The organism is Sulfuricurvum sp. (genome assembly GCF_041651515.1).
Lineage (GTDB): Bacteria > Campylobacterota > Campylobacteria > Campylobacterales > Sulfurimonadaceae > Sulfuricurvum.
In genome coordinates, this window is the sequence record NZ_JBAZJF010000009.1 from 32,537 (window position 1) to 44,683 (window position 12,147).

Genomic DNA, 12,147 nt, shown 5'->3' on the forward strand with positions numbered 1-12,147 from the left:
ATTTCGCCTCAAAGATTATCATAGACTTTAAAATTACCTATCGATGATTTCCAGGTCCCAAGTGATGGAAGAACAATGCTTGCCTGAATCGTCCAGATACCTGCAACATCCAGATCACTCGCAGAAAGCGTCTTGTAATAAATCTTACCATCTGTTCCATCAGTTTCAAAAATACCTGCCTTTGTCACTGATGTTCCGTTCGGCTTCTTAAAAATAATATTCTTTGTAGTTGCTTCAGAAATGTCCACTGGGTCATCGCCTTCCTTGACGGTTACCAAGAACTTTGTTCCGATGTCACCCACATGCACCTCTTCGACGACGTTGCTCATAAATCCACCTCTTGATTTTCTTGCGTTTTTACAATGACTTGAACGGTTGTCTCACGTTCTAAGGTTAGATTGAAATCCAACGACGACAGAAGCGACAAGGAAAGGCTTTCTTCCCTATGCACGTATGCATCTATGAGCATTATGTCTTCGTCGGGCATTGCGTCACCTTTCAAGGACGAAAGCGTCCGTCCTATCTATATATAATGTGAATTCGAGTATATCTAACCATTCTCGCTGAGGTACGTATGATGCCAAACCGTATGAAGCGATTTGGGATCCTATACCGAGTCCTTGTTGTGGGAACATTTTATAACACCTGATTTCCGCGATTTGCTGGACCAGTTCCTTGTATTGTGAAATTACCACCGCCTGATTTAGTGAATGTCCACTTTTTGATTACGGTGGTTCCTGCATCGTCGTATAGCCACAATTGTTGCCCGTGCCATTCGAGTTTGTTTTCTAAGATGTCCATTATATCGTTTAATAACGTTGTCAATGATGATAAGTCTATCGATTCAACTGCTTCGATGACATTTTCTTCCGACGTGGTGATCGCCCCAGTTATGACGCCTTGAGAGGTAGTTATCGCTGATTCCACGGAGGCTTCGCTTGCAGGGTCATCTGGTAGGTTTTCTGTCCTCTCGGTAACTGTATCAAGTTGGTCAGATAAAACTTTTAGATCATCGTCATCTGTTCCGCGGATATTTTCTTCGCTTGTTGTGATTGCATCGGTAATATCCCCAACTGCACCATCTATATAATCTTCGATATTGCCTTCTGAGGTAGTTATTGCGCCAGTAATTACACCTTGGGAGGTCGATATTGCGCCTTCGATGTCGCTTTCATCCGCTGGGTCAGATGGTAGTCTCGAATTAATCGCCGATGCATCACCGGCGGCACTTGACGCATTAGTAGCCACACCGTCTATTTGGTCGGAAATAACCTTCAGGTCGTCTGAATCAGAACCACGGATATTTCCCTCCGATGTCGATATGGCTCCCGTTATCGCTGGAACATCTACGGTGCGGATGTTGTTCGTATCGGTCTTAACACCAGTAACCGATAATTCTTTTGCCATATCTGTGTAAATCGATTTTAATGCAGTGTCTGGATTTCCGAGCATTGTTTCAATAGACTTTAAATTCGTTCTTGCGGAAGGATTGCCAATGTTTGCAGATATTTTATTTTGAGAATCGGTTGTGGCGTCAAAGGTTGCACCGCCATTATCATCCGCCAACTTCTTAATATTCGCTGCTATGCTTGCACCACCGCCGTCTATGTTCGCTGGTGTGCCTATGTTGTCCATCAGTTCATCGATAGAATCGTCATTGACCTCCACCGCACACTGGTAGACATGGGATAGGTTCAGAATGTCCCTGACCTTCACCATGTAATTTACGTTTGAGGTCGTAAATTCTCCCGCACCTATGTTAAGGGAATAATAGCCATGTCCTTGTTCCTTCCATTCTGCTGCGATAGGAACATAAGCGGTCCAGGCCGTATCACTCTCTTTTTTATATTCTACTTCAAGGTCTGCCACTAATTGCCCTACGACACCGAGTTTATTAGCATCCATCAGTCTGATAGGTATCCAGGTATCGGTAGATTTCTTTCTGCGGAGGACGGCAATGTTATCCTGGAATGTTTCTGGGACAGTGTATGCTGGAATTGTAATATCAATAGGAACTGCATCGGTTCCATAGTCAGATGCCATTGCCTGAGTCACTGTTTTTACAATGCCTGCGTTCATTGCCCAGATTTTTATTGTAGGACTGACAGCAGAAATTTGAACATACCCCGTTCCACTTTTCAGATACCCTATATTATATGGAACAAACAAAGCCCTCATTTCATTGCGTATCTGGGATACGGTGAATAATGCATTATAATTTCTGATAATTGTTTGTGTGAGATGTGGCCTACCAGTAGCATCGGTCTTTCTACATCTAAAAATATCATTGGTTATTCTATTATAATTTGTCTCACCACCCGTATATTCTATGGAAAATAAAATATCAGTATATGGATTTCCTGAAACATCCACCGCCCTGATATTAATTGTTCTTACTTTTGTAACATCGATAAAATCATTATTATATGCGGTTGGGCATGAAAAGGTTATTGTGCCTATAATATAAACTCTTGGGGCGAATTGACCTACACAACATATCCCTGGAACGACAATAGTAAAATCGTGCCAATAAAATTCTCCCGATATGTCCATACCATTTTCTAACCAAGTAGCCGAAGATGGGTCTTTTTTAATAGTAGTTTCTCGCAGGTAATGACTCGGATAAAAAATAAATACATAATGTCCCGTTGCGGTTCCGATTGAGGATTTATACATATATAGATGGATGCCTCTTTTAATTTCTGTTGCTGAACTTGGGTATCCTACAAATGTAACACTTGAAGCGACTCTACTCACTGTAAGGGCATAGTCTGACATCCCCAAATGGACATAAGACATATTCCCCGAAAGAACATATAATACTGCCACATTCGACAATGCTAATCTGTATCCTACGGTTGGGTCATCGGGATAAACTCCCCCAACTGCATCCCCTGTTATGGTAATTGTATTATAGAATGTGCAATTACCATTACCACAAGACACTGTAAGGTCATTCGTTTCTCTTACAATATATAAATATCTTCCAGCCGTATCTGTTGTCACTATTCCCGTTATATCGGCAGGAATTGTCATACGATTGGCATAGGAGGAACCATCGCCTAATCCAGCAGGTGCTCCCAGAGTCCAAAAAGTTGTTGCAGCAATGGTGTATACCGTCACTTAGAAACCACCTTAGCAGTCAATACTTCCTTCTTCCCATATAATTCCAACAACCTATCATCTATGTCCTTCTGACTTATGACTACCTTCCCCTTATCATCCATCATTACCTCTTGCCCCTTCCAGTTCTTGATGTCCTCTTTCACCCTTATCAATTCCTCTTTCAGTTGTGATTGTTTCTGGGACTTAATGAATTCTATCGGGTCTGTCTTATCATCCAGGCCACAGATGCAATGTTCCTCACCATCGACAGCGACATGGATGTTAGAGAGGCCATCAGACCGCTTGATAGACTTGAGGATTCTATCCGAGATAACTTCGCCTTTCATCATCTTACATCACCTTGGCAAGGACCTTCTTAGAAATACCTGGTGCGGTTATCATTATTACACCAACTCAGCCTTAAGCACCTGTATCTGCTTGACCTTCTCGACGAGGACTTCGTCCTCTTTTGTGACCGTTACCATATGATTCACCTTCAATAGTTCACACTATACATATATGACGCATCGAAGATTTAATATCTTCGAAGGTTTCAAAAGGGTGTAATGTACCCATTTGATTCGATTTCATACTCACACCAGTTGCCCGAGTGGTTTCTTTGTTGAAAGCGGGCTTTTTAATGCTTGTTGTGGTAAAAAGTATGTTAATTCTATCTTAGGCGGGTGTGGGTAAGCCGATGCATCGAATCGAGCGCCATAATTTATATTCGCTGGTAGATCATCATAATCCCTACCTGATAATCCGTATAGTTTAATTTTTCCATCAACTATCAAACCAGAGACTGGTATTTCTATGTCGTTGTATGCATTAAGGGTTATTGTCGTCGTAGGTACCCGTTTAACGAGAGCGCCCCAATATGCTTTATTGAAATCTCCAACGACGACGGGAATACTCGGGTGAATTCCGTCGCCTTTTACAAATACCAAATCTGTATCCTCAACACCTTTAAGATTGCACCACAATCTCAATATCGCTCTTGCCAATGTAATGCCTGCTGGTGGTGTATAGACTAATGCAGCACGGCGGGCATTCCAGGTTTCAAACATACCTCCAGAATGACCCACAAATATTTCCAACCATTCTCTCGTTAGTGTGCTATCTGCTTCTGTGGCATTTCTTGCGTCGTCTGCAGAACTGAAAGATACCTTCTGAAAAGAATCAGATACTAAGGTGTCGGTTATAATCACTGTTTTAGACATATCAGCACCTACTACCGAGCGTAATCGGTCTTGGTGATAGATTTAGGAATGGTCTTGTTGACGCCCTCTGTTATGTCTATTTGCATTGACACTTTGACGCTTTTTGCCGATTTGAATTCAAGATGTGGATTTGGGTCAGTTCCTACCGTGTATGTCTTTGAGTCAATATCACGATATGTTCCATCATCCAGTTCCTTTACTCGGATGGTAACGATCTTCGCGGCGGTAAGATTGTATAAGAAAACCGTCCCGATGAATTCTTTTACCTTATCATCAGTATTGGAATATTCATACAAATCCTTCTCGGCGGTACCTGAAAGATACGTCTCATCGTCGTTGTCTAAATCTCCCAAAGAACCTGCCACAGGTCCGCTGGATGAACTTACGTTTCCGGGTTGCATCGGTGATCACCACAAAATAGTTATCTCAAGGTCAACGTCGCCGTCCACACCTTTGTAAGCAATGCATCGAACTTTTTGCGTTCTGGATTGTGATGCGCCAGGACGTATCAACCTCGATGCCGTATCGCTTACATCGCCGGATAATACGTTGACATCGATACGTGCCGATTTGCTTGCAGGGTCTAACGGGTCTTCGGCATTAGCGATTTCTACAGCTTCCGCGGCAACGCCTATTACCCCTTTCGTCGCACCGAAATCAGAAAGCCACAATCGATTGGTAACGCCGTTGCTTGCGGTGACATGTATCGTCTTTGAATTTTCTGGTGATTCTTTCATATGACTACCCCATTTTTCAGGTGCAGGATTTCCGACTTGAACGGAAATCTAACATAAAGAAAAATAGGCTCCCGATTACAGGGGGGTGAAAATCGGGAGCCTTCTTTGCTATTGCGTGTTTACAAAGTTCCAGGTAATACGTTGATTATCTGGCATATCGCAGCGAGGTACCGCACGTTGAAAGCCATGTCCTCTTTCGGGACGAGGATGATCTGGTCTTTCGTCGGCTCGTCGTCTATCTCAATGGTGAACTTGCGCTCAGCCATTGTCGGGTTGCCGATTATGGGCGACCTCTTGTTGACGACAAGCACAACGGTGCGGTTGTCGGCGGTCGTGCCGGAGCCTTGGTTCCTGGCGACGCCCGTGGAATCGAGTGTGTCGGGTATGAGGGACGTCCCGATGACGGTCATACCGAACAACTTGCCTATCTCGCCCGTCAGTACGGTCGCCTGCGGACCATACTTGTCAAGCGTCTTGAGTTCATCCCATCCGAGGATGACGGTCTCGACCGAGGTCGATACGATCATGACAAGGTCGGTTTTCTTCTTGCCATACTTTCCGAGAGCCGCGAGAGCCTTGCGGACGTGGGTGCTGGTAAGCGAAGCGCCAGAGGCGTTCACGCTTGCGCCGCCGTTAAGCGCATAGTACCGCAGTCCTTTGAGCTCCAGCCTTGGGTCACGGGTAACTATCCCGTCGGGGAAGTTGGTGATGTTGTATGCGCCGTTGATGTTGCTTGCCCCAGCGGTTGTGTCGCCGTTTACGAAGACATCCTCTTCGGTCTCTGCAACCGAATCCTTTATGTCGCCTTCGATGGCGGGCATCAAGGTGGGAACCGCATACGCCAGAGTCTTGCGGTCAATCGGAGCATTTCCGATTATTGTCTTCATCGACAGTTCTACCTCGTCCGTGGACTGCCTGGATTCCGTTGCAGCCGTACCGACGTAGCCCGTGGTTCCTTGCATCGTAATGCCTGCAGTGAACTTCGGGATTTTCAGGGTCTCGGTCGTCATGTTGACTGACTGGAATGTGTTCCTTACCCAAGACTCCTCCCATACCTGCATGATGATTTCTTCCGAAACCTCTGTAGGTAGCATCTCAGCGCCGTAGCCGGTTGTGCCATCGAACGCTGTCTTTATCTCTTCAACACCTGGTATTTTCTGGGACATATGTTTCACCTTTTTGGTTTTTCCGTTTCGATCTTTATGAAGACGGTTTCCTTGAGTATCGGGCAAGTGTCTTCGACATCTTGCGGTAGGCTTCTTTCTTCTTGTCGCTCACGTTCATGTGGGCGAACTCGTCGGACTTGGGTGTCGTTGCGTCGTCCTCGTTGCTTAGGGATTTCTTCTTGGGCGGTGCGTTCTTTGCCGCTGCATCTACCTGCTCGCGGACTTTCTTCTCGTTCTCAAGTTCTACGATCTTGGCTTCGAGCTCCTTTATCTTCGCATTGAGCGGGTCTGCGGTCGTCTTGATGACGGTCGCAATCTCTTCCGCCTTCTTGCGTTCGTCTTCGGCAGCCTTGAACTTTGCAAGCGTTTGCTCTTGCTCGGCAATCTTCGCCTGCATCTCTGTGACCTTCTTCTGTGCATCGTCAACAGGTGACGGCGCTTGAGTTTTGTTATCGTTTTCGGACAATATTTTCACCACTTCTTTATTTGCTGGTAAGTTATTTAGCGGTTTTGTGTTAATATTAATACCGTCCACCGTTTCTGGTTGTGCCTTTATTTCCTGTTTCTTGATAGGTGGACCCGTGCAACCTTTTATCACCAGCATTACCTCCTCCTCTTCGTCTTCGGCGTCGTCTTCGTCTTTCGATGAAACGTTCTCGGTGGAATACTTGTATGTACCGTAGTCATCGGTAAATTTGGGCTTCAATGCGTCTATCAAGCCCTTCCATTGTGCGCCTTCGATTTCGGCATCCCTGTTTGCAGGTGAATCGACGACAGATATTTCCACCAGCCTTATCTTCGTGTATCGCCAATAACACTTGTCCTTCTCGGGGCAATATTGTTCTACCTTTTTCACCATAAATCCGATAGAAAACGCCCGCAACGTTCCAGAGATGATCTTCTTTATGATGTCTATTTCGGTGGCGTCGATTTGCATTTGTGCCCGAACCGTCTGGTTTACCTTCCAGATTTTTAACGTCTTGCCTATGGGGTTGGCTTGATGCATATATCGAACGGTCGGGAACTTCATATAGAAGTCTATACTTTCTATGATTGCGTCAGGCAATACAATCTCTTCGTATGTATCGACGCTTTCGGAAGATATGATGCCTTCGATTATGAGGTCTTTGCCCTCCACGTATTCATCAACCTTCGGTGCCATTTCCTTGACGATACGATATATCATGTTCGAAGTTCTACCCTTAAAACTTTCGAACGATTTTGGCACAACGACCTTCAAAGATTTCAAATCAAATCCGTGGTCGGTAATCCAAGTTTTTATCTTGTCTTCTGACCAAGAATATTTATCTTCCGTGCTGAAACGGATTGATTGTTCGGTGATCTGGTCGGGGTTAGACTTCAATGCACCGCCAATCGCCCGTATTCCTTCTTTGTTATACGGGTAATTACCGTCGTCTTTCGTTGGCTTTGCGGGCCAGATTTGCTTCATCCATTCGAACTTTCCAGGCTCCTCTACCCGTGCTCTCCATTCTGATGGCTTCTTTTCCAATGGCATAATTTCACCTTCTTTATGTGTTTTGATTGCTATTTGATTTTTCGGTTTCCTCTTTTAGTATCTTGTCTATTGCAACTAAATTTAATTCGATTAACTTGGCTTGGTTTTTCTTGACTGCATCATGCAAGAAAAATCTTCCAGGAAAAAATGAAGTTCCTAATTCCTGGTAGGTTGCGTAATCCACGTTTGTGCCTGGACCTCCGAATTTCACGAAGATGGTTCCCATTTCACGACCAGAACCTACCTCCGCTTCAAGCCTTCCAGATCGCCGTAATGCGCCCGATTTTACAGGTGCATTTAACTTGGCGTCCTTTAGTATCAACGAAGCGACGTTTTTTATTTGCTTCATAGATTCTTTGGAGATTCTGCTTTCCATTTCCTTTAATGCATCTTTGACCTGCTCGCAATTTTCAGACGTGCCCCATTTTTTGACGCTCATTTAATCACCCTCCTCCTCGTTAGGTTCTGGCGTCATATCACCGCGGCAAAACGGGTGGGCAGGTATGACATCTTCGGCTTCCTCTGCAGGATATATCCAGTTATTGTGTTCAAGACAGTCAGGATTGGTAACATCGTCTTCGGTCTCAATGCGTCTAAAATTCTTAAAGCCCATTTGCACATGTCCGCGCATGTGACCTTCGACGACGAAACGGGCGGTCTCGGTAACTACCACTCGTTCATACATCCATCTGGGAAATCCTTCGCTTTCAGGATTTAAGAAGTCTTCGAATTCTCTTACCGTCTTTTGCCAATTCCAATGATTATCTGCCGATTGATCTAAAATATCCTTTAATGTATTTTTATAATTATAAGGTGTTTCGTCCGTTGTCAAGCGTTCGAACATCGGGGGGAAATATTCGTTTTGCAAGTAGTCAAGAACCGCTTTATCTGGTTCGTTGAACGATATACCCATACCTGCATCGCCCATAATCCACTTCATAGTGTCTTTGAAGACCTGTTTGGTGGGCTTTTTTAGACCGTCCACGCCTTCGCTTGATGCATCTTCCAGAGTTACTTCGAAATCACGATACATTTTCTCATAGTCTTCAGGCGACGGATAATCCAAATCATTCGCTCTAATGCCCATTTTTATCTTCTTGACATCACGCATTAAATTCTCATAAAGCGTGGATGCAAAAGTTCCTAAAAGATACTTGCGTATGATAGGCGCTTTTATGTCTTTGAAGCGGTCAAGTCTTTTAATAAAGTTAAGTTGTTCTTTCGATGGACGTCCTTTTGCGGGATATGGTTTGACTTTTGGGTTTTTTTTTTGGATTACCTTTTTGCGATATGGGAAATATTTATCGACGACGATGCCTTCCTCTTGTTGATCACCTTCATCGATATTATCCCCGTCTTGCATATCTGGCGGAATTTCGCCCTGTTTTGCAAGTATCGACGGGCTTGGATATCGAACGTCATCCGCCCAAGGTTCGTCAATTCTTGCCACCTCGAATAATGACCTTGCCTCATTGACGCTTAAAAACCCTTCCTGTCTTCCGATACGGCAGGCATTTGCGTTCTTTGCCCGTGCTTCGCTTTCAGTTTTTATTTGCTTCGGGCGTAATGTGTTAAACTTGAAATCCCAGTCGGTGCATCCCATCTCGGTAATTATGCCGTTGTAAATCGCCTTTTCAATCTTTCTTTGTATGCGCTCAATGATGTCGTAATAGGTATCATCCTGATTATCGGCATCACCCAATTTTCCGGGTGTTGCCAGTCCCATCTTCGTCGGTGGAATCCCGAAAACGGAACAAATCTCTTCCCGATAATATGCAAGCGTTTCTAAGAATTTACCAGATTCGGCACTGTCCATAAGTTTTTGCAATTGAAAGCCATTCGGCACATTTACCATAATCATGCCGTATGGATTTTGGGCGACGTTTAACTGGTCACGAACTAAGGTAATCAATCTATCCATCTCATCTGGGTCATAATCGCCGGCGTTTATTATCGTCTTTGGGATTGCGCCCTTATACAACTTGCCCATATAGCCAGTTAAGTTGATTTGTCCAGCAATGACATTAAGCAACGACGTTAACGGCGATTGCCCGTTAGTTCGCCCTTTCTTGAATCTTGTTGTTCGGATGATCTTGCGGGCATTGAAGTATACTGATGCACCGTGGACCGTTTGTTGATAACACATTTCTTCTGGGTCGGTGCTTAATTGCCCCGTCTTGTTGTTTGCAAGGATGAACATTGTTGAGCCGTCGATATGAAAGATTCCGACCAGATCACCGCCGAACCAGTTGTAATTGTTTTTCGAATCTTCGACATCGTTCGTTCCAACCTTTTCCCAAAATGCATCACCGTATAGTATCAAGTCATAGACGAAATTTTCCAACCATTCGTCTGATACGTCGTCGGGATTAGGTTTTGAAAAGAATTTATTGAGCCTATCCAATTGTTCTGGACTCGGTTCTTTTACACCTACATGAGGCTTGAATTTATGACCGGCATTTGCTATGTCGTCAGTCATATGGCGGAGTATCCCATCTACCGTTTCCGAGCCGTTTGCAACCTTTCTTAATAGTGAACGTTCAACGTCGGGTTTAACCGCCGAACCTTCTTGCCAATATGAACTCCCAAAATCAGCAAGCGACGCAACGGCTTTTACCGAGAACTTATGTGCTTCTTTCGGTTTCTGTTCTTGGGATAATGTCATAATAGTTAATTAAAATCACGTACCCAAATTAAATATCTATTGTATTAAAATTAATACCGTCGGTTGGATGTTGTCATTCCGTGCGCCATTTTACAAAATCTATATATATGGATAATGCGTTATACTATACGGAAGTTGGTCAAATGGACGCAACAATGAAAGAAGACATCAAGCAACGCATACAAAAAGACTTTGAGACGATTGCGAACTTTTACGGTGGCGACGCTTCGACAATCACGATAAAAATACATTACGTTGAACCGTGGCTTTTGCAATCTTCGGGACGATATGTTGCATCAAAGAATCTTATGCACATTTCGATACCCGATAATGTCGAATTCGTAAAAAATAATTATCTTAGGATACGCAAGACGTTAACGCATGAATGCATACATCATTTTGAAAAGTTGCATCATGATAATGTCGGTTACAAAGTTGGGTTTTATTCGGGTGACAAAGACGTTTATACGATTTTGATTCTTGCAAAAATCTGGAGGAATTAGATGGGATATTTTCGAAATTGGTATACGTTGTCCTGCGATTGCGGGTTTAGATGTTATGAGAAGTATCGAAGTAATGCGAACGTTAAAAGGCGAAAGGGCAAATACTATTGCCCAACGTGCAACAAAGAACTATCAAAGGAGGAATATTAATGAAATACACAATATACCACGAAGTTGATGATTTATGGACAATCATCGACGAGAACGTTAAAAGAGTGGGCGAATATCTCAAAAAGGGCGAAGTTGCAAACTGGATTTCCAAGAACTTCAAACCTGGCGACGAAATCGAATGGGAAGAAAAGAAGAAAGAACCAGCACCAGAAGAACCTTGGACAGAAGATCGAACGAACAAACTTATCAAGACGATAAAGAACCTTGGGAGGTAGGTAAATGAAAGCATACAACGAAATCGATTTAAGTCTTGACGTTCTTGTGGACGTCATGCGCGGACGTGCAGGCGGGTTAAGACCATCAAAGCCGTCAAAAAACGGTTTGCACCAGTATATCTGGCGGATGTGCAGGTTCCACTCAGGCAAGGATGTGACCATGCCGATAATGTGCATCTACGATCTGGAAAGATGGCTTAAGGAAAACGATTACGATTATTCCGTTTGCTTCAAGCCTACACCTGAAGCGCAAGCGTTCATGAAGACACTCGATACCGTAATCGACCAGATTCTTGACAAGTTGAAAGAATCGAAATATGGCGGCGCAATAGCATGGGCAAAGGTGATATGATGTTTCCACACGAATACAGAAAAGCAATGAAGGAACTTGATGACGAAGAGAACGAACTGCGAGCAGAGAAGGAAATAACCGTTGCGAAGATGAAAACGGACCCGACCGCATTCAGAAAAAAGGTAGTCAAAGACATCAACCACAAATTGATGGTTTTGGCAAGGAAGAAATCGCAACTACCCCTTCCCGATGTTTACGTCAAGAAGAACAAACCGAAATCATCGACGATAACATCCACAGAATGTTTCTTCGATCTGGTTCCCTGCAATCACGAGTGGGTAAAGGCAAATCCAGGAACGTTCACTTGCACAAAGTGTGGCGAGGTAGAAAATGTCCCAGAGGTGAAAGAATGAAAACGAGAAAATCCATAGAACGAATCGTCATCGAAGAACTTATGAGACTTCATGACGACAAGATAGTTCTGAAGGTATGCGCCGATGTTTTCGGCTACGACAAGCGCAAAGTATCCGAAATAATGGGCAATATCAAAAGGTGAT

16 protein-coding genes are annotated in these 12,147 nt (G+C 43.9%); 5 read left to right on the forward strand and 11 right to left on the reverse strand.

Annotation, left to right across the window (positions count from 1 at the left end; all coding sequences use genetic code 11):
* Window positions 1–8 precede the first annotated feature (8 nt).
* From WC407_RS12740 to WC407_RS12790, 11 genes are all read right to left on the reverse strand, one after another.
* Window positions 9–329, reverse strand: a complete 321-nt coding sequence (locus WC407_RS12740) for a BppU family phage baseplate upper protein (protein WP_373023049.1) — start codon at window positions 327–329, stop codon at window positions 9–11.
* Entirely contained in the window at window positions 326–487 is a 162-nt protein-coding gene (locus WC407_RS12745) for a hypothetical protein (RefSeq protein ID WP_373023050.1), read from the reverse strand. The genes WC407_RS12740 and WC407_RS12745 overlap by 4 nt, the downstream gene beginning before the upstream one ends.
* Before the next feature lie 149 nt (window positions 488–636).
* On the reverse strand, window positions 637–3,123 hold the full coding sequence (locus tag WC407_RS12750) for a hypothetical protein (protein WP_373023051.1): 2,487 nt from the start codon (window positions 3,121–3,123) through the stop codon (window positions 637–639).
* Complete coding sequence (locus WC407_RS12755; RefSeq protein WP_373023052.1) at window positions 3,120–3,455, reverse strand: hypothetical protein; 336 nt, start codon at window positions 3,453–3,455, stop codon at window positions 3,120–3,122. Before WC407_RS12755 ends, WC407_RS12750 begins: the two co-directional genes overlap by 4 nt.
* A gap of 243 nt (window positions 3,456–3,698) precedes the next feature.
* A complete protein-coding gene (locus WC407_RS12760) occupies window positions 3,699–4,325 on the reverse strand; it encodes a hypothetical protein (protein WP_373023053.1) in 627 nt (208 codons plus the stop codon).
* Between the two features lie 11 nt (window positions 4,326–4,336).
* A complete protein-coding gene (locus WC407_RS12765) occupies window positions 4,337–4,726 on the reverse strand; it encodes a hypothetical protein (RefSeq protein WP_373023054.1) in 390 nt (129 codons plus the stop codon).
* 6 nt (window positions 4,727–4,732) lie between these two features.
* The gene (locus WC407_RS12770) at window positions 4,733–5,062 is read right to left on the reverse strand and encodes a hypothetical protein (protein ID WP_373023055.1); all 330 of its coding nucleotides are present in this window, start codon (window positions 5,060–5,062) and stop codon (window positions 4,733–4,735) included.
* A gap of 119 nt (window positions 5,063–5,181) precedes the next feature.
* Window positions 5,182–6,228, reverse strand: coding sequence for a phage major capsid protein (locus WC407_RS12775; protein ID WP_373023056.1), 1,047 nt, complete (start codon window positions 6,226–6,228; stop codon window positions 5,182–5,184).
* Between the two features lie 34 nt (window positions 6,229–6,262).
* Window positions 6,263–7,744 (reverse strand): HK97 family phage prohead protease, encoded by a 1,482-nt coding sequence (locus tag WC407_RS12780; RefSeq protein ID WP_373023057.1) that lies wholly within the window; start codon window positions 7,742–7,744, stop codon window positions 6,263–6,265.
* Between the two features lie 13 nt (window positions 7,745–7,757).
* Entirely contained in the window at window positions 7,758–8,183 is a 426-nt protein-coding gene (locus tag WC407_RS12785; RefSeq protein WP_373023058.1) for an HK97-gp10 family putative phage morphogenesis protein, read from the reverse strand.
* Window positions 8,184–10,409 (reverse strand): phage portal protein, encoded by a 2,226-nt coding sequence (locus WC407_RS12790; protein WP_373023059.1) that lies wholly within the window; start codon window positions 10,407–10,409, stop codon window positions 8,184–8,186.
* A gap of 107 nt (window positions 10,410–10,516) precedes the next feature.
* Here WC407_RS12790 and WC407_RS12795 point away from each other — a divergent pair, with 107 nt between their 5' ends.
* From WC407_RS12795 to WC407_RS12815, 5 genes are all read left to right on the forward strand, one after another.
* Window positions 10,517–10,912: a hypothetical protein gene (locus WC407_RS12795; RefSeq protein WP_373023060.1), complete on the forward strand. Its 396-nt coding sequence runs from the start codon at window positions 10,517–10,519 to the stop codon at window positions 10,910–10,912.
* Window positions 10,913–11,061: 149 nt separating this feature from the next.
* Window positions 11,062–11,298, forward strand: coding sequence for a hypothetical protein (locus WC407_RS12800; protein WP_373023061.1), 237 nt, complete (start codon window positions 11,062–11,064; stop codon window positions 11,296–11,298).
* 160 nt (window positions 11,299–11,458) lie between these two features.
* A complete protein-coding gene (locus WC407_RS12805; RefSeq protein WP_373023062.1) occupies window positions 11,459–11,650 on the forward strand; it encodes a hypothetical protein in 192 nt (63 codons plus the stop codon).
* Window positions 11,650–12,003, forward strand: a complete 354-nt coding sequence (locus WC407_RS12810; RefSeq protein WP_373023063.1) for a hypothetical protein — start codon at window positions 11,650–11,652, stop codon at window positions 12,001–12,003. Before WC407_RS12805 ends, WC407_RS12810 begins: the two co-directional genes overlap by 1 nt.
* Window positions 12,000–12,146, forward strand: a complete 147-nt coding sequence (locus WC407_RS12815; protein ID WP_373023064.1) for a hypothetical protein — start codon at window positions 12,000–12,002, stop codon at window positions 12,144–12,146. Before WC407_RS12810 ends, WC407_RS12815 begins: the two co-directional genes overlap by 4 nt.
* Window position 12,147 lies beyond the last annotated feature (1 nt).